Below are 25,347 nucleotides of genomic sequence, written 5' to 3' on the forward strand. Positions count from 1 at the left end.
ATGCCATTTGTACCACAGAAATGGATGTGGACACATGAAAAAGAGAGTGCTGGTTTATCTCTATCCCCAATTCAGGGAAGTAGAAATTGTGGTGGCGTTATCTGCCCTCAGCCGACATTACGAAATTTTAAGTTTTTCATTGCCCCACGGGGGAATTACGAGTGAGTGCGGATTGCTTGTACATCCGACCATTAAATTGAAAAACATAAATCCTTTGGAATACGACCTGCTGCTGCTCCCTGGCGGAAGACAGGCAGCAAGCCAGTCAGATCCTCGCCTTATCAGGCTGATAAAGGGCTTCGACAGAGATGGAGTCCGTATTGCTGCTATTGGCTCAGGAGTGTTAATTGCCGGAAAAGCAGGGATACTGGAAAATAAAAGCTATTCAGCCCCTCATCTGGAGGAGGAAAACAGAAAAGTGAAGGAGTGGCTGACGGGGCGTGCCGTGAACCGGCAGGTAGTTGAAGACAAAAATATAATAACGGCAAAGAACAATGCATATATTGATTTTGGGCTGCTGATCGGGGACCGGCTGGGGTGCTTTTCCAGTATTGACGATTATAATCTGTATAAAGGCACATTGTAGAACGAAAGTCCATGGGATTCCGGATCCGCCCATGCTAAAATAAGGATTATCAAATAAAGGAGCTGTACATTGTGTCAACTCTTCTTATTACAATTTTGATTTCCGTTATTATTATTTTGTTTGTTCTTGTCGTATTTGTTTTGGCTATTTCAAGAGGATATGCGTATAAACACACAGTCGACAGCCTGGACGATAATCCCTATCTAGAAAAAAGAGAAAACTCGGGAGACGCCTGACCCGTCTGCCGCAAAGTGAGCACTGCTGAAGGATTCAGCGGTGTTTTTTTGTTGGAATATTTTTCACGATGAGTAGAAGGAATTGAAATTGGTACTGGAAAGTTTGCGGGCAAGAAGAGATAATAAATATGTGAGCGCATACACGATGTGTTTTTCTTTACAAAAAAGAAGGATAAAGGAGAAATTATGTTAAAAGTAATTAAACCTGCTTCACCCTTTGATTTCTCTAAAATGCTCCGAAGGGTGAAGAGTCATGGGAAAAATAACATTGTGAATGCTGATTTGGAGAGCCAGTCGTACAAACGGATGGTTCATGTTGGAAACCGGCCGGTATTACTTAATGTAAAGGCCAGCGGCAGCGTGGATGAGGCAGAACTTCTGATTGATCAGCCGGATGATCTGAACCAGGAGGAAAAGGCCAAACTGGATGTTATCGTCACACGCATGTTTTCAACGGACATTGATCTTAAGCAATTTTATACCCAATTTTCAGGACACAGGCAGATTGCGCCTCTTATCACGTCATTTTACGGCTTGCGTCTGGTGACGGATCCGGACCTGTTCGAATCGATGGTGAAAATCATCGTTGGACAACAGGTGAATCTCACGTTTGCCGGTGTTCTGATCGATCGTCTCATTGATCTTGCCGGTGAGCATCTGGAAGTGAGCGGTGAACCTTTCTCTATTTTTCCGGCGGTGGAGAAGATGGCAGCTCTTGATTATCAGGAGCTGAGAGAACTTCAGTTCAGCCAAAGAAAAGCAGAATATATTATTGATTTTGCCAGGATGATTGCAGACGGGAAACTAGATGTTGATGCCCTCTGGGGGATGAGCGATGAAGAGGTAATGGAAACGCTGTTGCCGATCAGGGGAGTTGGACGTTGGACCATTGAGTGCCTTCTCATATTTGCCATGGGGAGGACGGATGTGCTCCCGGCTGCCGATATTGGTTTAAGAAACGGAGTTCGTAATGCATGGGGGCTGGATTACCAGCCAACAGAAGAAGATGTCAGAAGACTCGCGGAGGACTGGCACCCGTGGAGTACGTATATTACCTATTATCTGTGGGAAAGCCTTGCGGCTGAGCCCGTTGTAAAAGATTTGCAGATTTAGATAGCTAGGAGGAAGGTATCGTGAACATTGCTTTTTTTCTTTTGCCGAAAGAACAGGTTGCTTTTTTGAAAACAAATTCAACCGTCCGTCAGGCGCTGGAAAAACTCGAACACCATCGATACACGGCAGTCCCGGTGCTTGACGATAAAGGAAGATATTCTGAAACTGTCACTGAGGGGGATCTTTTGTGGACGATCAAAAATACACCCGGACTGAACTTCGAAACAAGCCACCGGTTTTCCATATCGGGTATAAAAAAAGAGCGGTTGATCAAGTCGGTGTACATTAACGCTCAAATGGAAGATCTCCTGAGTTTGATAGCTACCCAGAATTTTGTTCCAGTGGTGGATGATAATGATGTATTCATCGGCATCGTCCGCCGCAGCGACATTATTGAATATTGCTCAAATCAGCTATTTGCGATAAAGGGGAGTTAACGAGTATGGAAACAGTCTCTGTACTGCCTGTGTTTCCAGAACTTTCCACCACGCGATATCAATTGAGAGAAATCAAAGTGAAGGATGCACAGGAGCTGCATGAAGTATATTCTGATTCCGAGGTAGTAAAGTACTGGGGAGCGATTCCGTTTGAATCCATCGAACAGACCGCTTCACTCATCCAGGATTTTCAGAACGGGTTCAGTTCTGGGGCAACCATCCGCTGGGGAATCGCCGAAAAAACAAGTGGAAGAGTAATTGGAACCTGCGGTTTTCACAATTGGGCAAAAAAGAAACGGCGAGCGGAAGTCGGATATGAAATACGGCGCAGTGAATGGCGGAAGGGTGTCATGTCGGAGGTATTAGGTGTCATATTGCCTTATGGCTTTCATACAATGGAGCTTAACCGTATTGGCGCGCTTATCCATCCTGATAATCTCGGTTCTGCTAAACTGGCAGAAAAATTAGGCTTTCAGGCGGAAGGGCAATTAAGGGACTATCAGTTCGTGGATGGGGAATTTCAGGATTTGGTGATGTACAGCTTGCTGAAAAAAGATACGAAATGGTGAGCCTTATTATTTACATCAAAAAAAGATGGCGGGAAAACGCCATCTTTTTTTGATGCTTTATGATTACAGCCAGATAATTGCAGCCAAAACGGCAGCAAGGATGAAACGGTAATAGGCAAATGGTGTCAGCTTTACTTTAGCAATCAAACGAATAAAGAACAGGATAGCAACAACCGCTACGATAAAGGCCGTAACAAATCCTGTAACAAAAAACGGGAGGTCGCTTGCGCTTAAGTAATCCCAGCTTTTATAGAGGTCGAGTCCGCTGGCCGCGATCATGATCGGCACCGCAAGAATAAACGTAAAATCAGCCGCCGTTCGATGGCTTAAGCCCATCAAAACACCACCGGAAATGGTAGCACCCGACCGTGAGAAGCCCGGCCACAATGCAAGACACTGAAACAAGCCGATGATAAAGGCCTGCTTATACGTAATCTGGTCAAGAGTAGCCGCTGTAATCTTCTTTTTTTTCTTTTCAGCATAAATCATCAGCAGTCCGCCGACAATCAAGCTGAATACAACCGTACTTGTTGAGAACAAATACTTTTTTACGGCATCGTGAACAAGAAGTCCGATCACAACTGCAGGCAGCATACCGCAAAAGATATGAATCAGATTCAAATGGCCCTTTTGCCCATCCTCAGATTCGATTTTGCCCACACCGAGAAGGCTCCACAGCCTTTTCCAGTAAAGGACTACAACAGCCAGAATGGAACCAAGCTGTATCACAATTTCAAACGTTTTTGCTTTATCTCCTGTAAATCCTAAAAAGTGCCCTGCGATAATTAAATGTCCAGTGGAAGAAACCGGAAGAAACTCTGTCAGTCCCTCAACCAGACCCATAATAATGGCAATCCAAAGAAACAATACATTCACCAGCCTGTTCTAAATTAATCAAACACTTACCTATTATAAAAGAAAACCGCTAAAAAACATATAAAGATTATGTGACAACGTAAGCTTAAAAAGCGGCCTAGCGGTCCGGCTCACGTTAAACTGTTCGATGGAGCATCAAAAAAAGAGGCGGCAAGCGGCCGCCTCTCTTAATTAAAGGTTTTTTCTGATTAATCAAGAACAGTAACTTTAACTGTTTTTCTTCCCCATTGGTTGGCAGTATCGTTGGAAGGATAGAATACGTCGATTCGGTTGCCATTGATCGCTCCGCCAGTGTCAGCAGCTGTTGCATAGCCATATCCTTCAACATACACTTTGGAATTTAAAGGAATAACATCAGGGTCAACGGCAATGACTTTTGCATTAGGGTTAGATTTAAGGTTTGTCCCATTCGCCGTTACACCGCTGCAGCCGTTGCAGCTTGCTGTGTAAGCCGTTGATTCCACAGAAATGGTTTTACCCTGCTTTTTCTGTGCAGGTGCTTTTGTTTCTTGTGCTTCAGCTTTTGGAGCAGGAGCAGTTGCAGTTTTCTGTGCCGGAGCAGCAGATTGAACCTCTGTTTTTACACGAACGCCATTATCGCTGTAGAGCGCCTTAATGGTTTGAGGTCCGGTGATTCCGTCAATACCGATTCCTTTAGCAGTCTGGAAAGCTTTAACCGCTCTTACGGTAACAGGTCCATAAATTCCATCAACCGTATAGTTGTAGAAACCTTGGTCCTTTAATTCGCTTTGCAATCCGGAAACAGCATAGCCTTTGCTGCCCTGTTGCAAAAGATTGGATTTATTTAAAGAAGATTGAAGCAGCGTTTCTGCTGTTTGTTTTCCTGTAATCCCATCTACTTTGAGTCCGTTTTTCTTTTGAAAATCTTTCACGGAAGCCGTTGTGATATCTCCATAGTAACCTGTTGTATCCGTATAATGGAAATATCCTTTATCTTTAAGCGATTGCTGTAATTGGTGTACGTCTTTATCCCACATGCCTTGTTTTAATGTATGGTCCCCTAACGCGGCTTCCCCTACTATTGGAGAACTCATGATTACTCCAGTGATCGCTCCTGTTGCAATTACTTTTTTTAACATATGTACCTCCTAAAGTACGAAAAGTTTTAGTTAAAAAGGATATGATTTCCTTGATAGCCACAATTGTCATTGTACAGGTAGAGTATGACAGGCAGGTTAGAGGAAGGTAACAAAACCGTTACATAATTATTTCAAGATAGTAGTAAATTCATCCAGTTTTGAGAGAATTATCGGCTGTTTGTCCTACCAATAGGGGATATTTTGGATATTTCAAGCTGTAATTCTTTATAATATTTAGAAAACTGGTAAACTTGTACTGTACCTATTTTTCTAAAAAGAAAGGTGGAAAATGATTATGGAATACCGTCGTCTTGGGAGTACTGGATTAAAAGTAAGCGAGATTTCTCTGGGAAGCTGGCTGACCACTGCGGGCTATGTAGCCCGGGAGAACGCAGAAGCCAGCATACATAAAGCATTTGACCTTGGAATTAATTTCTTTGATACCGCAAACGTATATATGCGCGGAGAAGCAGAAAAAGTCGTGGGAAGCGTTTTGAAAGGCTACCAGCGCGATTCATATGTTTTGGCTACAAAGGCATTCTGGCCAATGGGGGACGGCCCGAACGACCGGGGTCTTTCGAGAAAGCATGTGATTGAGCAGTGCAATGCCAGCCTCGAGCGGCTTGGATTGGATTATGTGGATATTTTTTATTGCCATCGCTATGACAAGGAAACTCCTCTGGAGGAAACGCTGCGGGCTATCGATGATTTGATCCGCCATGGCAAAGTGCTTTATGCCGGGGTGAGTGAGTGGACTGCAGAACAGATTTCAGAAGCGGTACACCTGGCGGATAAAAAATTGCTGGACCGTATTGTTGTCAGCCAGCCTCAATACAATATGTTTGAGCGTTATATTGAAAAAGAAGTTATTCCGGTGAGTGAAAAACACGGCATCGGCCAGGTGGTATGGTCGCCGCTTGCGCAGGGCGTTCTGACTGGAAAGTATAAAATCGGGGAAGAGGCGCCAAAAGGAAGCCGGGCCGCGGACGAGAACAGCAAGAAAATGATATCCGGCCATCTGACCGAAGAAAAACTTCAAAAGGTGGAGAAATTAAAAGGAGTGGCAGAGGAGAATGGAATTACTGTCGCTCAGCTTGCACTCTCTTGGATTCTTCGTCAGGACAATGTATCAAGTGCCATTGTGGGTGCAAGTTCACCGGATCAGCTGGAGGAAACCGTAAAGGCTTCAGGAGTCAAACTCTCTGCCGAATCACTTGAACACATAGAGGAAATCCTTCAAAATTAATAGGGGATTAATAGAAGATTATCATTAAAAAAACGGCGGGAAGTGGTCTCCCGCCGTTTTTTTGCTTTTAAATTTTTGGGGTTGGTCCATTATTGTCTTATCAAAGAATTTGGTTTTTCCTCTGTTCGGGAAAGCAGATTAAGCAAATGATCAAGTTCCTGGCTGCATTTCACAGTAACCTCTGCCGTCAAGCCATAGGTCTTTCCAAGACATAGCAAAACTTCCCGCTTTTTTTCAATCATTTGTAATAACATCTTTCATTCACGACTTTCATGAGGGATTTTGTCACAAAAACAAGTATGAAGGAAAACGCCTTTGAAGGAAAGAGCTTTGCTAAAAATAGTCAAAAAGTTACAAAATACCTTTTCTCTCACGTTAAATCCGTTTAAAGGGACGCAAAATAGTAAATGGATAGAAATAAAAGCTTTTATAGGAAAAGAGGCAACGTCATGGAAGAAAGGTTACATATTATTGTCATTCTTTTGGGTATTTCGGTGTTGGTGACGGCGCTGGCAAAAAAACTAAAAAGGCCATACCCTATTGCACTGGTTGTCGTAGGCGCTTTAATCGGTCTTATTCCCATTGAGAATTTGGAACCTATCAAAAATTTAACACAGGAAGGGGATATCTTCCAGTTTGTCATTATTTCTCTTCTCCTTCCCACGTTACTGGGAGAAGCTTCTTTGAAGTTGCCTTTTTCCCATCTGCTTGAAAATAAAGTGGCCATTGTCCTTTTGGCCCTGGTAGGTACTCTGATTACATGTGTGCTCGTGGGATTTAGTTCTTATTTATGGCTCGGCCTTGGTCTGCAGGCGGCTTTTGTATTCGGTGCCTTGATGAGTGCTACAGACCCCGTTTCAGTTCTTAGTATCTTTAAATCCATGGGCGTTAACAGAAAACTTTCTATCATTGTAGAGGGTGAAAGTTTGTTTAATGATGGAATGGCTGTCCTTTTTATTTACGATTGCTTCTGCATATCTGCCTGCTTACCTGAAAATGGGAGCGACTGGAGGACTGTACGGCTTTGGTATTTTTATAAAAGTCGCTCTTGGCGGTATTGCGATTGGAGCGGTAATGGGTTATATCTTTTCCAAGCTCACCAGCTTTTACGATGACTATCCGCTGGAAATCCTGTTTTCGGTTCTCCTTTTCTATGGAAGCTATTTGCTTTCAGAGTTTTTTGGTTTTTCAGGTGTTATTGCTGTTGTTACCAGTGGACTCATATTAGGGAACTACGGAGCCAAAATTGGTATGAGCCCAATTACAAAGATGAATATCAACTCATTTTGGGACGTGACGTCACTTTTGGCCAATTCGATCGTTTTCTTGCTTGTCGGGCTTGAAATTGCAAATATAAATCTTAATGACAAATGGGAAATCATAGGAATTGGAATCCTGATTGTATTAGTTTCGAGAGCCGTGGTTGTTTATGGAATGTTAATCTTTGTTAAGGATATCCCTTCCAAATGGAAACATGTGGTCAATTGGGGAGGCCTGCGTGGGTCACTGTCTATTGCGCTTGCATTAAGTTTAACCCAGGATTTTAAAGGAAGAGATGAAATCATTGTTCTTTCCTTTTCCATTGTATTCTTTTCCCTTCTTGTTCAGGGCACAACAATCAGCTATTTAATCAAGGCTTTGGGTATCCGTAAGCAGGCTCCAGCTATTCAGAAAAATGAAGTTTTGTTTACAAGCTATCATCGCTCACGCCGGGCTCTGAAACATCTTTACCGCTTACAGGATGATGCTGTCATTACTCCTGTAACATTCAGAAAGATGAAGGAAAGCTATGAACAAACAATTAATGAAGCGAAAAATCAAATGGAAAAGCTCTTGCTCGATCATCCAGAGCTTGAGAAAGAACTGGAAGAAAAGGCGCTGGCAGAAGCATTGGCTGCCGAACATGAGGCAGTTGATATATTGGCCAGAAGACTTCTCATTTCAGAAGAACTGGCTGAAATAGAAAAAGATAAAATTCTGAACAGACTGGGAAAAAAGGATTTGGAATAAAACGGGCAAATGAATAAGCAAATCTAGTAAACTTCCATATACTATTACAGCTTTGAGCAAAGGCGGTGATAGAGTGGATATCTTAACTTTTTTGCTTCAGTATTTGAATCAGCACTCATTATTTTTAATTCCGGCATTGCTGGTCATTGACTTTGGATTGAGGCGCGCACCTTTTCTAAAAAGGGAATACGTGTTTTGGGTGTTCCTGGGGATTTCGGTGCTCCTCTCCTTCTGGAATTTTGGAGTAAACATACATTCGTTTGTAAATGGTGTCACCAATGCAGGGGTGGTCCATTCGACATTATCATTGATAAAAAAAATCAACCTTTAGAAAATGGGCAGAAGTGTCCATTGTTTTTTTGTTTTTGGCAAGAAAAAGCACAACATTGAATGGAACCTCCGGAATTTTGATATAATGGAGGATACTATGTTACGGAGGCTAACATGTTAAGTAAGCAAATCCCTAAAGACGTTGTGTTGAACCTTGGAAAAACGGTGTTGTTTCATTTTAGCAGTGAAGCGATCCAGGATGGCTATGCGCTTTATCAGAAAGGCGCTGTATATAATATAAATGTAAAAGAAGAAACGGTTGTGACCGGGCGTGTTTCGGAAGATGGGGAGCATGAGGTAAGCCTTAACCTTCACCGTTTTCTGGAGAGCAGCTGCAGATGCGGGCAACCGGAACCGTGTGCTCACATTATAGCTGTTTTCTTTCAGCTGTATGCTTCCTTTGGTCCTCCTTATCAACTGATACTGGAATGGAAAAGCCAGCGCGGTAAACCGAAGGACCAAGAGCAGAGCAGTTTGGACCGACCGCCTATGGTAACAGAAGTCCCTCATGTTTCTGAAAAACAAGCAAAAAAGCGGATCCAAAATGTGCTTTCGGTGGAAGAATGGAAAAGTGTGTTTGATCAGCGATTTGAAGACTTTGAACGAATTAAAATGCAGAATATGACCTTTAAAGAGCTGGAAAAGGGAGAAGGATATACATTTACGCATATTTATAGAGAATTCTATCCCGGTTTATTAAATTCTGCGACCTTTTTGGATGATGATATAGGTAAGCTGTATCGTTTCCATGCCCAGCTTGAAACATTTCTCAGACTGACGGAATATGAAAAACAATTTGGCATTCCTGATTATTTACACTCTCACTTCCACTTGAATCTCAAACAGCTGGTGGATGGCATGTTCAAGACGGCCATGGAGATGGATGCTCTGCGCCTGAGGAGTGAGCATCTCGATTTGATTGAAGAAAGTTTACGAGAATTCCAGAATATCTTTAAGCTCCCTTCCCGATACTTTGATACCATCTTTCGGGTATTTCAGGTTGGCTGGGCGACCATTTACCATGTGGAGAAATGGGCAGTGTCCTATGAAAAACAGCTGCTTGATGAGAAAGAAAAAGGCTCGCGGGCCCAATTCCTTGATATGGCGCTCGTTCATTTTGCCTTTCTGAGGGATGACCTGAAGGAGGCATTCAAGAGGATGGAGAGCACAGAGCAGTTTTCATCCCGCCATGCGTTAATTTGGCTTGAGCTTCTTTTCCATTGGGAAAAATGGGAAGCTCTTTTGAAATGGCTCCTTGCTCTGAAGCCTGAATTCTACCGGAAAACCAAAGATTATTACAAAGATGCTTCCGTACGGGAAGAATTTCATCAGTATATCGAGTTCTTTTGGAAGTATGCTCAGTATACAGGGGAGGAAAAAGAATATGAGGAGATGCTCGTTGATTGCCTTCCTGTCACCTTTTATGAATATAACGAGTTTTTGCATGTTCAGCAGGACTTCAAGCGGTGGGTGGAGCTTCAGCTGTTAATGGGCTATTCTCCCTCTCTGATCAATTCCGCAGATTTAAAAGATGTGGAGCAGCTGGAGATGGATGTCCTGTTGCCGATTTATCACCAATCCGTTGACCGGCTCATCCGCGAGAAAAACCGTAAATCTTACAAATTGGCCATTCGCTTTCTGAAAAAGCTGCAGTCCATTTATAAAAAATTGGATCGTTCATGGCAGTTTAATGAATATATTGAAAAGCTGTCTGCCCAATATGGACGGCTTCGTGCTTTTCAGGAAGAGCTGAGGAAAGGAAAATTCATTCATGATTGATGTGACCGCCATTGTCATTCATACAAAATGGCTGGATGAAAAAAGAATGATGTTCTGGTGTGAAAAGAAGGGAAGCCGGATTCATGTCGATGATTGGATGCCGCTGTTGTTCGCATGGCATCATGAATCCTACTACGGCACCTTTGTTGACCGGGATGATGAACAGAATATCTATGTTTCTGCTGAAGATGCCTTTCGCCTGTTCACCAATCACCCCCGATTTTTCCTGAAGAAGAGCAATTGGACGCAAGATGCTCAATCGATGATGGATGAAGCCGAATGGGTCCTTTCTTCATTGGAAGATAACGGGGTAAAGCCAAGTTTTACCGCTTGGAAGAAGGGGCTTTGGAAATGGGAAATCGAAGGCAGTTCAAGAGAGCTGTCAGATTGGGCCAATGCCGCCGTTGATGGGCTGGCGTTAACGGAACCGGAAAGGCTGGATGCGGATCCTGCCTTTTTTGACCGTTTCCCGTTTGAGCATCTTTTGGAAAAAAACGCTTTATACGAAAATCTTTCGGAAGAATCGTGGCTTGTCAAATTAGGATGGAAAAAGGATGAGAAACCGTTTGATTTGCTCTTTGAGCTGCAGGAACCTCCTGAAGATGACCGGTTTTGGAATTTACAGGTGATGCTGGAGGACAAAGAGAACGGTGAAGCCCATAAATGGAATGACGGCGAGCGACTTCCAAGAGAGAACTGGGCTGCCTACGAAGAACGGATCGGCGAGGATTTGGCGTTTGCGGGAACACTGGTGCCTTTTTTAAAAAAGAAGGATGGCTCCTTTAAACACAAACTGACCGAAAATGAAGCCTGGGATTTTTTAAATGAAAAAGGAGAATGGCTGGAAGAGGGAGGGTTTAAGATTCTCCTTCCGTCATGGTGGGAAGCACTAAAGGATCTCCAGCCTGACATTAAAGCCAAGGTGAAAAATTCGTCGGGCTATGCACCGTCCTTTTTGGGGCTGGATGCTATTGTTCAATTCGACTGGAAGGTATCGACCGGTGATATTGAATTAAGCGAAGATGAATTCATGGAGCTGGTTGACAGCAGACGTCGTCTGGTGAAAATCAAAGGCAAATGGTTTAAGCTGGATCCGGCTTTCATCCGTGAGGTCCGGCAAGTCATGAAAAGTTTCAACCGCAAGGGACTGCAGCTGAAGGATGTCCTTGAGCAGCATCTTCTTCAAAATCAAAAAAACGGCAGTCAGGAAGAGCCTTCCATGCTCCGGTATGTCAATATCGAGCTGAACAGTGATCTCTCCCGAATGGTGGAGCAGCTGTCTGAGGTAAGAGAAATTCCGATTCAGCCATTAGCTCCCGGGTTTAAAGGAAGTCTTCGTGACTATCAAAAAGTCGGCAGTTCCTGGCTGCAATTTTTAAGAAAGTTTGGCTTGGGTGGCTGTCTGGCTGACGACATGGGGCTTGGGAAAACCATTCAGACCATCGACTACCTGCTTCATACCCGAAAAGGGAAACGAAGCGGTAAGCTCCCGGTGCTTTTGATCTGTCCCACGTCTGTTATTGGAAACTGGCAAAAAGAGCTGCAGCATTTTTCACCGAGCCTGAACGTTTTTCTTCATTATGGTTCATCGCGGGTCAGGGGAGAACACTTCATGGAGGCGATCAGGGACGCGGATGTGGTTTTAACGTCCTATACGACAGCACAGCTTGATCAGGATGAATTTCAGCCTGTGATGTGGGATGCCATTATTCTGGATGAAGCCCAAAACATCAAAAACAGTTTTACCAAACAGTCCAGGAGTATCCGGCGTTTGTCCGGACGTCATAAAATTGCGCTTACCGGAACACCTGTGGAAAACCGCCTTCTGGAGCTTTGGGCAATCTTTGACTTCCTTAATCCCGGTTACCTTGGCAGTGAAACGGCATTTCGTAAGAGGTTCGTTATTCCTGTTGAACGGGAGCATGACAATGACCGGCTGAAGCAACTGCAAAGTCTCGTACAGCCCTTTCTGCTAAGAAGGACGAAGAAGGATCCCCACGCGTTGCTGAACCTGCCGGATAAACAGGAAATTAAAGAATACGTGCACCTTACAACTGAACAGGCAACTCTTTATGAACGGATTATTCAGGATACGTTTCAGCAGCTGGAGCAAGAGAAAGGAATGAAGAGAAGGGGATTGATTCTAGCCCTTCTTGGCAAACTGAAGCAAATTTGTGATCACCCGGTTCTCTATTTAAAAGAAGAGAAAAAAACAAGGCTTGAAGAACGATCAAGCAAATTCTCGAAACTGATGGAGCTTTTGGAGGCCATTAAGGAGAAGGATGAAGGCTGCCTGATCTTTACTCAATTTTTATTTATGGGAAATCTGATCAAGGATTACATCGAAAAGCGGTGGAATGAAGAGGTGCCTTTCCTGCATGGAGGGATTCCAAAAGCAAAACGCGATGAAATGATTGAACAATTTCAGGCCAAAAAGCATAACGTCTTCGTTCTTTCATTGAAAGCAGGCGGGACAGGGCTGAATCTTACAGAAGCCAACCATGTTATCCACTTTGACCGCTGGTGGAATCCGGCAGTGGAAAACCAGGCGACAGACCGAGCCCACCGGATCGGACAGAAAAAATTTGTGACGGTCCACAAAATGATTACGCTTGGAACGCTGGAAGAGCGCATTGATGAAATGCTTGAAAGCAAAAAAGAATTAAGCGAAAAAGTCATCACTAGCGAAAATTGGATCACTGAACTATCCACCCAGGAATTACGGGAACTTTTTGTATTGCGAAAAGAATGGGTGGAAAAAGAATAAAAAAAGAGGAGCTTACGCTGGTGTATGCTCCTCTTTTTTTAACTTCACGACGACGTTCTGCGGAATATCCTTCTGGCAAAGATCAAATAAAAAAGAAGAGGGAGAGGACATTGAATCAGCCCCCACAGGGACCAAAACCAATAGCGGTATCCCCGTTTTCTGCCATCAAGGAAGAGGAAGGTACTCTGGCACAGCAAAACGAAAATCAACAGGATGAGTAACCAAAGGGGCAGCCCATGAAACTCAGATGTCATTCCACTTCACCTTCCTTTTTACGAGGATAGAACAGGAACAATACGGCAGCCACTAAAATCGGAACCTGCAGCAGCAAGAAGAAAACCGGAAGGCGTATGAGCATGACCGCGACACAACATAAAATCACTGCGGCCGTCAGAGCGAAATAGAAAAGCTCCCTGATAAGCTGTTGGTGAATTCGCTTTTTTTCTTCAGCAACAAGCTGTTCAAAAAAGGCAAGGTCAGGTATTGGGGGATTTTCCCATTTTTCTAGTCTTGAAAGCTCCTCTGTGAGCTGGTGTTTAAGCTTCTCCTCGTTTTCTTTCATGGTCTTCCAACTCCTCTCTGATGAATTTCACCCCGTTGTGAACCCTTGATTTCGCAGTTCCTGCCGGAATCTTCAGCATTCTGCCAATTTCGTCATACGTGTACCCGTAATAGTGCTTCAGGATTAAGGGAATCCGGTTTTCTTCATTTAGTACGCATAAGGCATCTAGCAACTCCGACCACTCTTCGTTGCTGGCTGCTGCTTTCCATTTTAAGCTTCGGGCTTGCTTGATCTGCTCGTTGTATTTTTTCTCAGTCTTCTGTTTTCTGATCTGATCCATATACAGGTTAGAAGCAATAGAGATCAGCCAGGAAGAGAATTTGGCTTTTTCCTCGTACAGTTCGATTTTTTGTATGCATTTAAGCATGGTTTCCTGCACAAGATCCTCAGTCACCGACCGGTTCAGGGTGATTTTTAAAAGGTAGTGAAACAAGATCGAATAATTTTGCTGCAGCAAAAGAGAAAGAGCGTTCTGGTTCCCTTTTTTTGCTTGTTTAATCAAGTCCTTTTCCTCCATAAATGGCTCTTTCCTCCTTGCTCCTTTAGATTCATGAATCTAAAGATATGACGTGTATGGCACTCCATTCGTTCACCAGAGCCATAAAAAAATGTAGTTCCAACTGAATGTGCTAAAATAAGAATGGTTTGATTATTGAAAAAACAATCGCGAGGTACTAATCAGAGAGGAAGATTCTAATGTATTTGCCATCCTTTTCATTGATAGGAAAAACAGCGATGATTACAGGCGCCGGACGGGGAATCGGCAGGGCGCTGGCCATCGGTTTTGCGGAAGCCGGAGCAGATGTTATTTTGGTCTCCCGTACACAGAAGGACTTGGACGAAGTGGCAGGCGTCGTTCAGGAGATGGGGAGAAAAGCGTATACGTATGCGGTCGATGTCACACAAAAACTAGAAATACAGTCTTTGTACCATTCTCTGGATACAGACCGCATTCCTCTACATATTTTGGTTAATAATGCCGGTATGAATATCAGGAGCAAAGCACTCGATGTGACAGAGGAAGAATGGGATACCATTATCAATACAAATCTTCGATCTGCTTTTTATTTTTCTCAGGAAGCAGGAAAGCGGATGAAGGAAGCCGGATATGGCCGAATCCTGAATATTTCCTCGGTCGGGGGCCATGTGGCATTGCGCACCGGGGTGGTTTATGCCTCTACCAAAGCCGCACTCATTCAAATGACCAAAAACCTGGCACTTGAATGGGGAAGATTTGGAATCAACGTCAATGCAATCGGCCCCTGGTATTTCAAAACACCGCTGACCGAAAAGCTGCTTGCAGATGAAACCTACTTTAACGATATCCTGTCCCGCACTCCGCTCAACAGAGTCGGTGAGCTGCAGGAGCTGGTTGGGCCGGCTGTTTTTCTCGCTTCGGATGCAGGTTCCTACTGTACGGGGCAAACCTTGTTCGTCGATGGCGGTATGACCGTATACGGATTTTAGCAGACTGAGAATCTCGAAACCCTGAGTATTATGGGCTCAGGGTTTTTTTGCTTTCGAAGAAAAACAAGGAAACAATGTATAAAACATGAAGAAAGGTTAATAATGGTAGCAAATGCAACACATTTAATTGCTATTTTAGGAGGTCTTTTATCATGAGAAAGCAAGATTTAGTCGACGCAGTAAAAGCGGCTACAAGTATGAATAAAAAGGAATCAACACTTGCGGTGGAAGCTGTACTTGATGCCATCACCAATTCATTAAAGCAGGGAGAAAGTGTTCAGCTCATCGGGTTTGGAACCTTTGAAACTCGTAACCGAAACGCCCGAAAAGGACGTAATCCTCTGACAGGCGAAGAGATTATGATTGCTGCAAGCAGTGTGCCGGCGTTCAAGCCTGGAAAGTCATTAAAAGAAGCTGTAAAAGCAGTATAAAAGAACCCCCCATTCACGGGGGTTTTTTTCTTTTGTCATAAAAGAGCGATTTGTTCCTCATTTTGTCGGTCGATTCATGAAGGAAAACGCCTTCTTTGTATCTAATATAAAGAGAGATTAATGACAGAAAACGACAGACTGAAAGTTGAGGGTGTGGACTTTTATGATATTAACGGGTAATGAGCTTCTCCCAAAGCTTGGCGTATTTAAGAAGTTAATTGATGTACTCCCGGAGTTCATCTGTTTGAAAAACGAGGAAGGCGAATGGCTTGTAGCCAATGAATTCGCGTTGCAAGTGTGCGGTGTCGACCGGAGTTCATATAAAGGACTGCGAGCTGAGGAGCTCTCGTGCTTCCTTACGCCTGATACCATCCGGCGCTGCCATGAAACGGACCAAAAAGCATGGGAAACGGGCCGGCCGATTAAAATCCAGGAGGAAGTGCTGCAAAAGGATGGTTCCTACATTATTCTTGAATTGATTAAACAAGCAACATTTGATGATGAGGGCAATCCTCTGTACCTGTTTGTAACTGGGCGTGACATCACTCAGCACAAAGCGAAGGAAGAGGAGCTCAGTGTGGCCCTTGAACTATTAGAATCGGTTCTTAAAGGAACGACCGATGCGATATTAATTGTGGATACAAAGGAAAATCCAATTAAAGTTAACCATTCATTTGAAAAATTATTTGGCTGGAAAGAAGACGATCTGATTTCCGGAAGAGTGGATACTGATGTGATTATCCCTTCTGAATATAAACCAGAATCAAAAAGTATCATGAGCCTGCTGGCGGAAGGAAGTACTGTGCCTTCCTTTGAAACCCAGCGGGTATGCAAAGAAGGGACAAAGATCGATGTTTCGATTTCTTTCTCGGCCATTCGAAATATGCAGGGGCAAGTGATTGGCTTTTGTTTGATTTACCGGGATATCACGCCTCAAAAAAAAGCGGAGCGGGCTCTGCGGGAAAGTGAAGCCAAGTACCGGGTAATTGCTGAGCATTCCAAAGATCTGATCGCTGTGGCTGATTCTTCGGGAAAACTTCTGTACTGCTCACCTTCACATGAAGGATTGCTCGGCTTGACCAATGGTATCGATGAACTGAATGAGGTCCTTTTTTCAAGAATTCATCAGGACGATTGGGAATTCTTGCGTGCCACGTTTGCCAAGGCAAGAAGCCAGAAGAAACCCTTCACGTTCGAGTTCCGGCTAAAAATAAGCAGCGGGGATTGGGTGGTCATGGAAACCAATGCCGTCCCGGTCTTGAACGAATGGGATGAGATAGAGAGCTTTGTAACCATTGCACGGGATATAACAGCAACCAAAGAAACCGAAGAGCTTATAAGGAAGTCTGAGAAGCTGTCTGTTCTCGGTGAGCTCGCGGCAGGAGTCGCCCATGAAATACGCAATCCCCTGACATCTCTTATCGGCTTTGCACAGCTGCTGAAGGAATCAGATGAAGAAATGAAAGACAAGTATATCGGAATCATGCTGACCGAATTAAAACGAATCAATGATATTGTCGGTGAGCTGATGCTCGTGGCGAAGCCCCAGGCCGTTCATTTTGAAAACAGTTCACTCAAAGATATGCTCGAGAGCGTGGTACGGCTCCTGGATACGCAGGCCATTATAAAAAATGTCCAAATCCAACTGAACACATTCGGGGATATCCCACCGGTTTATTGTGTGGAAAACCAATTGAAGCAGCTTTTTATCAACCTGTTGAAAAATTCAATTGAATCCATGGACAAGGGAGGGCTGATCAGGCTGACTCTAATAAAAGCCAAAGGAAATGTGATGGTCGAAATTGAGGACCAGGGTTCCGGTATCCCTAAAGACCGGCTTGAAAAACTGGGTGAACCCTTTTATACGACAAAGGAAAAAGGAACAGGCCTTGGGTTAATGGTCTGCTATAAAATCGTTAAAGAGCATTTTGGTCAAATCCAATTTGAGAGTGAAGAAGGAAAAGGGACGAAGGTTCAGGTGAAATTGCCCATTTACCCCCTTTCCGTCGTTTAAAAGAGGCTAAAGGGGACATAATGGTTGTTAAAAAGGCAGGAACCTGTATGTCTCCTTATCGTATTTTTTTCGTTTACCGCATTCATGATTTAAATTACCTTCATGTACATGGAATGGAAATGGCCACGAAGAAGCTGTTTACAGTTCTCTTATATTCGCCAAACGATGCCATTGATCTAACCGTTCAGACCAGCCACTTGCCAGCAGAGCTCCTGAGCGTTTTGGAGGAAGAAAAGGCCAGGATTGATCAGGGATATTATGATCTGGCACAGTGGGAGTACCAATCGTACAATGAACAACTTCATTAGAAGTTCCAGCCGGAAGTGGAAACCAAAAGCGTCTTGTTAATAAGGCACTTTTGGTTTTTTGTGCCCCATTTCTCTTGAGTGGATTTTTCATTTATAATGGCTTTGCTCACGGGGGATAAACGCCGTTATCTTTAAACGTGGCAATCATTTAGAGCGCCTGCCTTTCAATCGTTTTGTTTAAAGCGTGTTCTATAGCAGTCAGTTCGACCGGAATGATCGCTTCAATATCTTCATACCTTTGAAAGTTGTTTCCTTTTAAATCAGGAAGAATATCCTGCCGAATGAAGTTACTGTCCACCATGGAAAAAAAGTAACCCACGTAGTAAGGCGTTAAACTCTCTTCATGACTTAAATAATGGAAATCACTTGACTGTTTGAACTGCTCAATAACAGAGTTGAAACTTTTGCACGGTTTGCCTTTACTCTTAAACCATTTCATCTTTATCACCCGGATTTCTTGTTTCATTCTTTTTATTTTCAGACCAAGGTTATCCAAAAAAGACCCCTTCCGAGGCGGAAGGGGTCTTTAAACTTATCTTCTTCTTTTTACAAACAGGTAAATGAGAATGACAATGAGTATTAGAATGATTAGAGTTTTCACGAATGAGATCCTTTCATGAGTAATTTTTACTCTATCTTTACCCAACTCATCCTCTCTTTAACCTTTAAAATAAAACCTTGCCCGGATTCATGATGTTGTTTGGATCAAACTGCTGCTTGATCATTTTCATCAGCGGTAAAGTGTCACTATGCTCCTGCTGTAAGTATTTCATTTTTCCGATACCTATTCCATGTTCTCCGGAACAGCTTCCTTTTTTGGAAAGTGCATATTCTACAATTCTTTCGTTGATCCGGTTCGCTTTATTTGTTTCTTCCTGGCTATTTTTATCAAACATGAGAATGGAATGGAAATTGCCATCTCCTACATGGCCGAGCACTCCGCCAGGGAGGCCCTCACTTTCAATCAGTTCACGTGCATAAATGACTGCGCCGGTTAATTCCGAAAGCGGCACCACCACATCCGTCAGCATCATTTCCCTTCCGGAAAAGCCATGCTTGAATGCATAAGCCAGGTGATGGCGAGCTTCCCAAAGCTTTGCTTTTTTGATGGAATCAGTTTCGAAAATCAGTTCTTCTGAACCATTGGCCGAGAGCAATTCTTCTGCAAAGGCTACATCCTGGGCAATTCCGCCTTCATTGCCATGAAACTCAAGAAACAGGGTGGGTTTCTCCGGATAGGAAGTATCGCTGTGCATGTTCACCTGACGGATGGAGGGCTCATCCACAAGCTCTACACGTGCCAGAGAATTCCCGGAAGACAAAAGGGAGACCGCTCCGTCAACTGCTTCTTTCACGCTAGGGAAAACGGCCCTGCCTGCCACGGTTGTTTCCGGAATGCCGTATACCTTTAGTGTGAGCTCTGTAAATACGCCAAGGGTTCCTTCCGATCCCACAAACAAGCCTGTGAGATGATAGCCCGATGAAGATTTTGCCGCCAAACCTCCTGTATGAATGATGGAGCCGTCGGCAAGAACCACTTCGAGATCTCTGACCTGTGGACGCATGATGCCGTAGCGGACGCTTGTTGTGCCGCTTGCATTCGTGGCGGCCATTCCGCCCAGGGTAGCATCCGCTCCCGGATCTACCGGAAAGAACAGTCCGTATTTTTTTAAAGCCTGATTCAGCTGTGTTCTGGTTACTCCCGGCTGTACTTTAACCAGAAAATCTTCGGGCCTGACCTCCACTACCTGGTTCATATTTTGAAAGTTAATGGAGATGCCGCCTTGAAGTGGGATGCAATGACCTTCAAGGCTCGATCCCACGCCAAACGGAACAACAGGAATTCTATGTTCATTGGCGAATTTTACTATAGAAGAAACTTCTTCGGCTGAGTTTGGAAACACCACGACTTCCGGAAGCACGGGAGAATGATGAGATTCGTCTTTGCTGTGCTGGCGAAGAATGGTTTCATTGCTTGTGGCTCTTTTTTCATCCGTTAGTTTTCTCATTTCTATAAGTAAATCCTCATGTGTTGCCTGCATGTAAAAATCCTCCCTTAGGTGTATGTTGATTATTCTCTTCTTAGGGTAATTTATAGATGAAAAGCGAAAATCCTTTTTATTCTGTTAAAAAAACAAAAATCAGCCAACACTATTAGGTGAGGTGATGACATGAAAAAATGGCTGTTGATACTCAGCTTTACATTGCTTTTGGGCGGATGCGGAACAACAGAAAAAAATGAAGCGGACAAGGGGGAGCCAGTCATGGGAGACGGGAATAAACAGGAGCAGCACCAGGACAAGCCCGGCAGAGACCACAGCGGGGGAATCGTTGCGGGAGCTATTGAACCAAAGCTTTCGGTTATGGAGCAAAACACTGGCAGCACGCTCTTGCGTTATGAACTAAAAAACCAGACTGAACAAATAAAAACCTTTGAATTTACAAGCGGCAAAAAGTTTGATTACATCGTCAAAGATGAAAGCGGGAAAAAGGTATATCAATATTCACACGATCACATGTTTACCCAGTCTCTTTCCAAGATCACCCTGAAACAAGGTGAAACGTTCACGCAGGACATTATGGTAAAAAACTTGCCAGCGGGCACTTATACGATCGAGATATGGCTTACGGCGAAAAACGAAGAAAACGATTATCGGCAGAAAAAAACATTTGAAATACAGTGAGAATCCGCTCTTATGGAGCGGGTTTTTTTATGCAGCAAGGGGAAATGCAGATTGTTTGATTTTTTATTTATTACGGAGTACACTCATAAAAATAATCAAAATTAAACGTACTTTAAATAAGCAAATATAAATTTTTTTGAGCAAAGGACTTGAAAGTCAAAGAAGGTCAAAGTATAATATGGACATAAGGTCAAAGATAGTCAAAGTCAAACAACGACCTAACATTCTGAAGGAGGACATGCTTTATGAAATGTGAACAGTGTAAAGTGAATCCTGCGACAATTCAAATGAACGTTTCTTTTAATCAACATAAACAACAGTTAACACTATGTGCAGATTGCTATCATAAAATTACTCAGTCTATGAATACAACAGGAGGTATGAATCCGATGAACCAATTTTCATCCTTCGATGATTTCTTTAAACAAATGATGAATAACGGCATGAACTCAGGGTTTTCAGGCCAGCAACAATCCCAGCAGGCTCAGCAGCAAGGTGGCGGAAGAGGCAGGGGCGGAGGCTTCCTTGACCAATTCGGCCGCAACATCAGCCAGGCCGCAAAAACCGGTCTTATTGACCCTGTGATCGGCCGTGAGGAAGAAATAAACCGTGTGATTGAAATTTTGAATCGAAGAAACAAAAACAATCCGGTTCTTATTGGGGAACCAGGGGTTGGTAAAACAGCCATTGCTGAAGGATTGGCATTGAAAATTGCCGAAGGTACAGTACCGTCCAAACTTCTTTCCAAGGAAGTCTACTTGCTTGATGTAGCTTCTCTTGTAGCAGATACAGGTATTCGCGGACAATTTGAAGAGAGAATGAAGCAGTTGATTGCTGAGCTGCAAAAGCGTAAAAACATCATTTTGTTCATTGACGAGATCCACCAAATCGTCGGTGCAGGATCCGCCGAGGGATCAATGGATGCCGGCAACATTTTAAAACCGGCACTTGCCCGCGGTGAACTTCAACTGGTGGGTGCAACGACACTGAAAGAGTATCGCAAAATCGAAAAAGACGCGGCATTGGAGCGCCGATTCCAGCCGGTTATCGTTAACGAGCCAACTCCTGAAAAGGCATTTGAAATTCTTAAGGGACTTGCTTCCAAATATGAGCAGTACCATGAAGTGACGTTTTCAGAAGATGTTTTAAAAGCGTGTGTAACCTTGTCTCACCGCTATATCCAGGACCGTTTCCTTCCGGATAAAGCGATCGATCTTATGGACGAAGCCGGTTCCAAAATCAACTTGCTTCATTCAGGCAATGATACTTCTTCCATTGAAGAGCGTTTAGAAGAAATTTCAAAAGAAAAAGAACAGGCAGCAATGAATGAAAACTATGAGCTTGCTGCAAAACTTCGCCAGGAAGAGCTTCAATTGGAGGCAAAATTGAACGAGAACGAAGGCAAAGAAAAAGCAGCCGTTACCCTTGAAGACATTCAATCCATCGTAGAGCAGAAAACAGGTATTCCAGTTAAAAAGCTTCAGGAAGACGAACAGGCGAAAATGAAGGACTTGGCGAAAAACCTTTCCCAAAAAGTCATCGGACAGCAAGAAGCGGTTGAAAAAGTATCGAAAGCCATCCGCAGAAGCCGTGCGGGTCTGAAAGCGAAGAACCGTCCAATCGGATCCTTCTTGTTTGTCGGTCCGACAGGGGTAGGTAAAACCGAATTGACCAAGTCACTCGCAGAAGAATTGTTTGGTGATAAGGAAGCCATGATTCGTCTGGACATGAGTGAATACATGGAGAAACATGCCGTGTCCAAGCTTATCGGTTCACCTCCTGGATATGTCGGCCATGATGAAGCCGGACAATTGACTGAAATGGTCCGCCGCAAGCCTTACAGTATTATTTTGTTGGATGAAATTGAAAAGGCGCATCCGGATGTACAGCATATGTTCCTGCAAATCCTTGAGGATGGCCGCTTAACCGACAGCCAGGGCCGTACTGTATCCTTTAAAGATACAGTCATCATCATGACGAGCAATGCCGGCAGTGGTGTAAAGCAAACCAAAAAGTTAGGATTTACCAACGAAATCGCGGAAGTACAAAAAGAAACCAATATTCTTGATGCCATCGGTTCCTACTTCAAACCGGAATTCCTGAACCGGTTTGACAGCATTGTACAGTTCCAGTCTCTAAAGGAAGATGACCTTGTACAAATTGTTGAACTGATGCTTGCCGATCTGAAAGAAAACCTTGTAGATCAGGGAATCACGATCGAGTTTACCGATGAAGCGAAGAAGAAAATTGCTGAATTGGGCTACCATCCTGCATTCGGTGCAAGACCGTTACGCAGAGTAATCCAGGAAAAAGTAGAAGATGCCGTAGCAGATGTATTACTGGATCAGGAAGAAAACAAAGCGTTAAAAGTGGATGTTCGTGAAAATGAATTAGTCGTAGAATAAAAAAGAGCCATGCGTACAGACGCATGGCTTTTTTGTATAATTATGTGGGTAGACTTAATCGTTGTCCTTGGAGCGAATAATGGTCAGCACTAGCATGGAAAAACCAATCATCAACGACATTGCTTCGAATACTGTCATACCATTCCCTCCCCATGATTGTTGGGCTAGAACGTTTTATTCGAATGAGCCGCAGTCCCTGTCTTATATATTCCTATTTTATCCCGATTGCCAATATATAACAAGAATCGTTATAACTATTTCAAAACTTTCCCAATAGTTCGATGGTACCGATTTACCAACCAAGAAATCAGTAAATTCAGATAAATTAAAGATTTGATATGATTTCGGGACTTTTTTACCATTACCGATTTCTGGCTAATTCTGCTGCGATACGACTGGCGGGAATTCTGGATGTCCGTTTGTTACAATAGAGCGGGGAGGAATGCCTATGCTGAAATATAAGCTGAACGTACTGGATGTTTTTGAGGTAAAGGAGCATTATATTGAAGGAACGAAGGAAGTGCACATTGACACAGTGATTCTGAATGAAGATGGAAGCGATTTTTACCGGGGAACCACAGCTGTCAGGTTTAACACGCATGGCATTTACCCGCAATTGGACACCTTAAAAGGAATTTTTGAAGATAAAAACAGTTTTATGGATTTTGTCAGTTATTTGCGCCGCTACATTAAACAGCAGGTGCGGTATTTGTAGGAAGGAGTAACAGCGTGAAGTATGTATGGTATGCAAGCTATGGATCAAACATGAATAAAGACAGGTTTTCCTGTTACATAGAAGGAACGCAGGCTGAAGGAAGCTCAGAACCGGAAAGAGGGTGCAGGAACTGCAATCCTCCACTGGAAGATCGTTCGGTTGAAATGGAATATCCGCTTTATTTTTCAAAGCAGGAAAGCAAATGGGGAGCAGGAGGGGTGGCCTTTATCGGGCATCAGCCTGCTGCTTCTTCAAAAACCATCGGCCGAATGTACTTAGTCACCGAGGAGCAGTTTATGGATGTTGCTTCACAGGAGAATGGAATTGACGGGCTAGAGTTCGATTTTGAAAAGATTAAAGAAGCCCGTTTTCTTCCTTTGACAGAGGGCTGGTATGGCACCATTGTTTATCTTGGAGATTGTGATGGCTACCCGATTTTCTCTTTTACCTCCAATCATAATATGGGGGAGGAAGAATACGTGGCTCCAGCTCCTGGGTATCTTCGTACCATTGCCAAAGGATTGAAGGCCATGGGAATGACCGATGATGACATACTGGATTACCTGGGGGAGAAAAACGGCCTTAAGAGCGTTAAAACGAGAGAGCAGATCAAGAAGGATTCGGGACTAGCGGAAAGGTCTTAGTTATATTGGTCTGTTATTGAATGTTAATGGTAAAATAGGCACCAAGACGCAAGTCTCTGGATGCTTACGAAATGGGGGAATAGGTGAGATAATGTAATCCCCTATACATATGAGATGCCTTGACCAGGGCATCTCTATTTTTTTGCCAATACCAATAAGCACTGTCCCAAATGAGGACAGTGCTTTCATTTTTGCTGATAAGGTGCTTCTAATGTTTTAATCATTTGCTTAGCAATCATTTCATGCCCTTTATCATTGGGATGAATGGCATCGTAAATCCATTCCTTTCTGTTTTCAGGTTTCAATACCTCACTGCTCGGGATGACAATCGATGGTTTATTGTTGGCTGTGGTTTCGTAGGCGATCAGATTCCAGTCATTCAATAACTTTCTCGTGGCAGGAAAAAAGGTCTCCTCTGAGTCCACCGCGTTGTACAATTCGTTGTAAACAAGGATGGCGTCAGGATTTTCTTTTCGAATGATGGAAAAGATCTCAACCAGATTATTCTGATAGGATGATTTAACATTGGCATAATCCTGCAGCGCTTTAACCGGACCTTCCTTTAATGCGAGTGTAACGAGATCATTGCCCCCAATATTGATCGTTATCAAATCTGCCGAATGAATCCGCTCCTTCATATCAGGGGTGGATAAAAATCTGAGCAGGTCTCCGCTTGTTGCCCCGGATATACCCTGGTTATCCAGAATCGCTTTCTTTCCGGTAAGCGAGGATATTTCATCGTTGGCTATTTTGATAAATCCACCTTCCGTCGATCCCCGTCCCTGTATGACTGAATCTCCCAGGGCAAGATGATGAATGGCCTTCCCGGGAAGATTTCTTAGGTGGCCGATATAGGAAACATTATGGGATTCAGGCTTATCGGCTGAGTCCTGTATAGCGGCATTTTGTGCTTTCAAACGGTCAATTTTAAATTGAGGATAATAATACCATCCTCCGACAGAGACAACTATCAAACCTAAAAGGATGAGCGCCAGCCATAGCCATTTCTTCATATGCTGCCTCCTTTCAAGGTCCCCATTTTAAACCATTTCTCCCTCTCCTATCAAT

28 protein-coding genes are annotated in these 25,347 nt (G+C 43.5%); 19 read left to right on the forward strand and 9 right to left on the reverse strand.

Translation table 11 applies throughout. From position 1 onward, the window contains the following. Window positions 1–34 precede the first annotated feature (34 nt). The 5 genes from AS030_RS01070 to AS030_RS01090 all read left to right on the forward strand — a co-directional run bounded on the left by AS030_RS01070 (window position 35) and on the right by AS030_RS01090 (window position 2,941). Window positions 35–586 carry a DJ-1/PfpI family protein gene (locus tag AS030_RS01070; protein WP_061967438.1) on the forward strand — a complete coding sequence of 184 codons (552 nt, stop codon included), beginning with the start codon at window positions 35–37 and terminating at the stop codon, window positions 584–586. A 71-nt stretch (window positions 587–657) separates the two neighbouring features. Next, entirely contained in the window at window positions 658–822 is a 165-nt protein-coding gene (gene ytzI / locus AS030_RS01075) for a YtzI protein (protein ID WP_061967440.1), read from the forward strand. Window positions 823–1,008: 186 nt separating this feature from the next. Continuing rightward, window positions 1,009–1,935 (forward strand): DNA-3-methyladenine glycosylase family protein, encoded by a 927-nt coding sequence (locus AS030_RS01080; RefSeq protein WP_061967443.1) that lies wholly within the window; start codon window positions 1,009–1,011, stop codon window positions 1,933–1,935. A gap of 20 nt (window positions 1,936–1,955) precedes the next feature. Then, window positions 1,956–2,372 carry a CBS domain-containing protein gene (locus AS030_RS01085; protein WP_061967445.1) on the forward strand — a complete coding sequence of 139 codons (417 nt, stop codon included), beginning with the start codon at window positions 1,956–1,958 and terminating at the stop codon, window positions 2,370–2,372. A gap of 5 nt (window positions 2,373–2,377) precedes the next feature. Beyond that, a complete protein-coding gene (locus tag AS030_RS01090; protein WP_061967447.1) occupies window positions 2,378–2,941 on the forward strand; it encodes a GNAT family N-acetyltransferase in 564 nt (187 codons plus the stop codon). A gap of 63 nt (window positions 2,942–3,004) precedes the next feature. Here AS030_RS01090 and bacA read toward each other — a convergent pair whose 3' ends face one another. After that, window positions 3,005–3,808 (reverse strand): undecaprenyl-diphosphate phosphatase, encoded by an 804-nt coding sequence (gene bacA / locus AS030_RS01095; protein WP_129477449.1) that lies wholly within the window; start codon window positions 3,806–3,808, stop codon window positions 3,005–3,007. 197 nt (window positions 3,809–4,005) lie between these two features. After that, entirely contained in the window at window positions 4,006–4,917 is a 912-nt protein-coding gene (locus AS030_RS24490; RefSeq protein ID WP_074440434.1) for a peptidoglycan-binding protein, read from the reverse strand. 295 nt (window positions 4,918–5,212) lie between these two features. Here AS030_RS24490 and AS030_RS01105 point away from each other — a divergent pair, with 295 nt between their 5' ends. After that, the gene (locus AS030_RS01105) at window positions 5,213–6,163 is read left to right on the forward strand and encodes an aldo/keto reductase family protein (RefSeq protein ID WP_061967448.1); all 951 of its coding nucleotides are present in this window, start codon (window positions 5,213–5,215) and stop codon (window positions 6,161–6,163) included. Between the two features lie 89 nt (window positions 6,164–6,252). Here AS030_RS01105 and AS030_RS22805 read toward each other — a convergent pair whose 3' ends face one another. Further along, a complete protein-coding gene (locus AS030_RS22805) occupies window positions 6,253–6,417 on the reverse strand; it encodes an aspartyl-phosphate phosphatase Spo0E family protein (RefSeq protein ID WP_074440435.1) in 165 nt (54 codons plus the stop codon). 195 nt (window positions 6,418–6,612) lie between these two features. On the opposite strand from AS030_RS22805, the gene AS030_RS24495 reads away from it, so the two are divergent. The 5 genes from AS030_RS24495 to AS030_RS01125 all read left to right on the forward strand — a co-directional run bounded on the left by AS030_RS24495 (window position 6,613) and on the right by AS030_RS01125 (window position 13,049). Then, entirely contained in the window at window positions 6,613–7,278 is a 666-nt protein-coding gene (locus tag AS030_RS24495) for a cation:proton antiporter domain-containing protein (protein ID WP_276203825.1), read from the forward strand. Then, the gene (locus AS030_RS24500; RefSeq protein WP_276203848.1) at window positions 7,160–8,173 is read left to right on the forward strand and encodes a cation:proton antiporter; all 1,014 of its coding nucleotides are present in this window, start codon (window positions 7,160–7,162) and stop codon (window positions 8,171–8,173) included. Before AS030_RS24495 ends, AS030_RS24500 begins: the two co-directional genes overlap by 119 nt. Window positions 8,174–8,246: 73 nt before the next feature. After that, window positions 8,247–8,504 (forward strand): phage holin family protein, encoded by a 258-nt coding sequence (locus AS030_RS01115; RefSeq protein WP_061967450.1) that lies wholly within the window; start codon window positions 8,247–8,249, stop codon window positions 8,502–8,504. A gap of 113 nt (window positions 8,505–8,617) precedes the next feature. Next, window positions 8,618–10,282 (forward strand): hypothetical protein, encoded by a 1,665-nt coding sequence (locus AS030_RS01120; RefSeq protein ID WP_061967452.1) that lies wholly within the window; start codon window positions 8,618–8,620, stop codon window positions 10,280–10,282. Then, window positions 10,275–13,049 (forward strand): DEAD/DEAH box helicase, encoded by a 2,775-nt coding sequence (locus AS030_RS01125; RefSeq protein ID WP_061967454.1) that lies wholly within the window; start codon window positions 10,275–10,277, stop codon window positions 13,047–13,049. The genes AS030_RS01120 and AS030_RS01125 overlap by 8 nt, the downstream gene beginning before the upstream one ends. A gap of 250 nt (window positions 13,050–13,299) precedes the next feature. On the opposite strand, the gene AS030_RS01135 is transcribed toward AS030_RS01125, so the two are convergent. Continuing rightward, window positions 13,300–13,611: a YxlC family protein gene (locus AS030_RS01135; protein WP_061967459.1), complete on the reverse strand. Its 312-nt coding sequence runs from the start codon at window positions 13,609–13,611 to the stop codon at window positions 13,300–13,302. After that, on the reverse strand, window positions 13,586–14,113 hold the full coding sequence (sigY, locus tag AS030_RS01140) for an RNA polymerase sigma factor SigY (RefSeq protein WP_240482185.1): 528 nt from the start codon (window positions 14,111–14,113) through the stop codon (window positions 13,586–13,588). Before sigY ends, AS030_RS01135 begins: the two co-directional genes overlap by 26 nt. Before the next feature lie 194 nt (window positions 14,114–14,307). Between sigY and AS030_RS01145 the strand changes: the two genes are divergently transcribed. The 4 genes from AS030_RS01145 (at window position 14,308) to AS030_RS01160 (ending at window position 17,831) form a co-directional block, all read left to right on the forward strand. Next, on the forward strand, window positions 14,308–15,078 hold the full coding sequence (locus tag AS030_RS01145; RefSeq protein ID WP_061967463.1) for an SDR family NAD(P)-dependent oxidoreductase: 771 nt from the start codon (window positions 14,308–14,310) through the stop codon (window positions 15,076–15,078). A gap of 152 nt (window positions 15,079–15,230) precedes the next feature. Then, entirely contained in the window at window positions 15,231–15,509 is a 279-nt protein-coding gene (locus AS030_RS01150) for an HU family DNA-binding protein (protein ID WP_061967465.1), read from the forward strand. Between the two features lie 163 nt (window positions 15,510–15,672). Next, window positions 15,673–17,523 carry a PAS domain-containing sensor histidine kinase gene (locus AS030_RS01155; protein WP_061967467.1) on the forward strand — a complete coding sequence of 617 codons (1,851 nt, stop codon included), beginning with the start codon at window positions 15,673–15,675 and terminating at the stop codon, window positions 17,521–17,523. 47 nt (window positions 17,524–17,570) lie between these two features. Continuing rightward, entirely contained in the window at window positions 17,571–17,831 is a 261-nt protein-coding gene (locus AS030_RS01160; protein ID WP_141687001.1) for a hypothetical protein, read from the forward strand. Window positions 17,832–17,979: 148 nt separating this feature from the next. Here the strand turns inward: AS030_RS01160 and AS030_RS01165 are convergent, their stop codons facing one another. Further along, entirely contained in the window at window positions 17,980–18,270 is a 291-nt protein-coding gene (locus AS030_RS01165) for a hypothetical protein (RefSeq protein ID WP_141687002.1), read from the reverse strand. Between the two features lie 226 nt (window positions 18,271–18,496). Then, window positions 18,497–19,873, reverse strand: coding sequence for an FAD-binding oxidoreductase (locus tag AS030_RS01170; RefSeq protein WP_061967474.1), 1,377 nt, complete (start codon window positions 19,871–19,873; stop codon window positions 18,497–18,499). Between the two features lie 129 nt (window positions 19,874–20,002). Between AS030_RS01170 and AS030_RS01175 the strand changes: the two genes are divergently transcribed. After that, window positions 20,003–20,515 (forward strand): BsuPI-related putative proteinase inhibitor, encoded by a 513-nt coding sequence (locus AS030_RS01175; RefSeq protein WP_061967476.1) that lies wholly within the window; start codon window positions 20,003–20,005, stop codon window positions 20,513–20,515. Between the two features lie 245 nt (window positions 20,516–20,760). After that, window positions 20,761–22,920: an ATP-dependent Clp protease ATP-binding subunit gene (locus AS030_RS01180; RefSeq protein WP_061967478.1), complete on the forward strand. Its 2,160-nt coding sequence runs from the start codon at window positions 20,761–20,763 to the stop codon at window positions 22,918–22,920. Between the two features lie 54 nt (window positions 22,921–22,974). Here AS030_RS01180 and AS030_RS24740 read toward each other — a convergent pair whose 3' ends face one another. Continuing rightward, window positions 22,975–23,058, reverse strand: a complete 84-nt coding sequence (locus AS030_RS24740; protein WP_353051312.1) for a putative holin-like toxin — start codon at window positions 23,056–23,058, stop codon at window positions 22,975–22,977. A gap of 310 nt (window positions 23,059–23,368) precedes the next feature. Between AS030_RS24740 and AS030_RS01185 the strand changes: the two genes are divergently transcribed. Together AS030_RS01185 and AS030_RS01190 are read left to right on the forward strand one after the other, a co-directional pair. Beyond that, window positions 23,369–23,635, forward strand: coding sequence for a hypothetical protein (locus AS030_RS01185; RefSeq protein WP_061967480.1), 267 nt, complete (start codon window positions 23,369–23,371; stop codon window positions 23,633–23,635). A 14-nt stretch (window positions 23,636–23,649) separates the two neighbouring features. Further along, a complete protein-coding gene (locus AS030_RS01190) occupies window positions 23,650–24,279 on the forward strand; it encodes a hypothetical protein (RefSeq protein WP_061967482.1) in 630 nt (209 codons plus the stop codon). 185 nt (window positions 24,280–24,464) lie between these two features. On the opposite strand, the gene AS030_RS01195 is transcribed toward AS030_RS01190, so the two are convergent. Then, window positions 24,465–25,292, reverse strand: a complete 828-nt coding sequence (locus AS030_RS01195; protein ID WP_061967484.1) for a GDSL-type esterase/lipase family protein — start codon at window positions 25,290–25,292, stop codon at window positions 24,465–24,467. Window positions 25,293–25,347 lie beyond the last annotated feature (55 nt).

Source organism: Fictibacillus enclensis (assembly GCF_001457035.1).
GTDB lineage: Bacteria > Bacillota > Bacilli > Bacillales > Fictibacillaceae > Fictibacillus_C > Fictibacillus_C enclensis.

What these genes read in the sequence shown, in the direction of transcription:
- AS030_RS01170 (WP_061967474.1), bottom strand. Translation starts at nt 19,873, where the DNA reads ATGCAGGCAACACATGAGGATTTACTTATAGAAATGAGAAAACTAACG.
- AS030_RS24740 (WP_353051312.1), bottom strand. Translation starts at nt 23,058, where the DNA reads ATGACAGTATTCGAAGCAATGTCGTTGATGATTGGTTTTTCCATGCTA.
- AS030_RS24495 (WP_276203825.1), top strand. Translation starts at nt 6,613, where the DNA reads ATGGAAGAAAGGTTACATATTATTGTCATTCTTTTGGGTATTTCGGTG.
- AS030_RS24490 (WP_074440434.1), bottom strand. Translation starts at nt 4,917, where the DNA reads ATGTTAAAAAAAGTAATTGCAACAGGAGCGATCACTGGAGTAATCATG.
- AS030_RS01160 (WP_141687001.1), top strand. Translation starts at nt 17,571, where the DNA reads ATGTCTCCTTATCGTATTTTTTTCGTTTACCGCATTCATGATTTAAAT.
- AS030_RS01150 (WP_061967465.1), top strand. Translation starts at nt 15,231, where the DNA reads ATGAGAAAGCAAGATTTAGTCGACGCAGTAAAAGCGGCTACAAGTATG.
- AS030_RS01175 (WP_061967476.1), top strand. Translation starts at nt 20,003, where the DNA reads ATGAAAAAATGGCTGTTGATACTCAGCTTTACATTGCTTTTGGGCGGA.
- AS030_RS01135 (WP_061967459.1), bottom strand. Translation starts at nt 13,611, where the DNA reads ATGAAAGAAAACGAGGAGAAGCTTAAACACCAGCTCACAGAGGAGCTT.
- AS030_RS01165 (WP_141687002.1), bottom strand. Translation starts at nt 18,270, where the DNA reads ATGAAATGGTTTAAGAGTAAAGGCAAACCGTGCAAAAGTTTCAACTCT.
- AS030_RS01155 (WP_061967467.1), top strand. Translation starts at nt 15,673, where the DNA reads ATGATATTAACGGGTAATGAGCTTCTCCCAAAGCTTGGCGTATTTAAG.
- AS030_RS01105 (WP_061967448.1), top strand. Translation starts at nt 5,213, where the DNA reads ATGGAATACCGTCGTCTTGGGAGTACTGGATTAAAAGTAAGCGAGATT.
- AS030_RS22805 (WP_074440435.1), bottom strand. Translation starts at nt 6,417, where the DNA reads ATGTTATTACAAATGATTGAAAAAAAGCGGGAAGTTTTGCTATGTCTT.
- AS030_RS01195 (WP_061967484.1), bottom strand. Translation starts at nt 25,292, where the DNA reads ATGAAGAAATGGCTATGGCTGGCGCTCATCCTTTTAGGTTTGATAGTT.
- AS030_RS01145 (WP_061967463.1), top strand. Translation starts at nt 14,308, where the DNA reads ATGTATTTGCCATCCTTTTCATTGATAGGAAAAACAGCGATGATTACA.
- AS030_RS01185 (WP_061967480.1), top strand. Translation starts at nt 23,369, where the DNA reads ATGCTGAAATATAAGCTGAACGTACTGGATGTTTTTGAGGTAAAGGAG.
- AS030_RS01090 (WP_061967447.1), top strand. Translation starts at nt 2,378, where the DNA reads ATGGAAACAGTCTCTGTACTGCCTGTGTTTCCAGAACTTTCCACCACG.
- AS030_RS01080 (WP_061967443.1), top strand. Translation starts at nt 1,009, where the DNA reads ATGTTAAAAGTAATTAAACCTGCTTCACCCTTTGATTTCTCTAAAATG.
- AS030_RS01120 (WP_061967452.1), top strand. Translation starts at nt 8,618, where the DNA reads ATGTTAAGTAAGCAAATCCCTAAAGACGTTGTGTTGAACCTTGGAAAA.
- AS030_RS01125 (WP_061967454.1), top strand. Translation starts at nt 10,275, where the DNA reads ATGATTGATGTGACCGCCATTGTCATTCATACAAAATGGCTGGATGAA.
- AS030_RS01070 (WP_061967438.1), top strand. Translation starts at nt 35, where the DNA reads ATGAAAAAGAGAGTGCTGGTTTATCTCTATCCCCAATTCAGGGAAGTA.
- AS030_RS01180 (WP_061967478.1), top strand. Translation starts at nt 20,761, where the DNA reads ATGAAATGTGAACAGTGTAAAGTGAATCCTGCGACAATTCAAATGAAC.
- AS030_RS24500 (WP_276203848.1), top strand. Translation starts at nt 7,160, where the DNA reads ATGGGAGCGACTGGAGGACTGTACGGCTTTGGTATTTTTATAAAAGTC.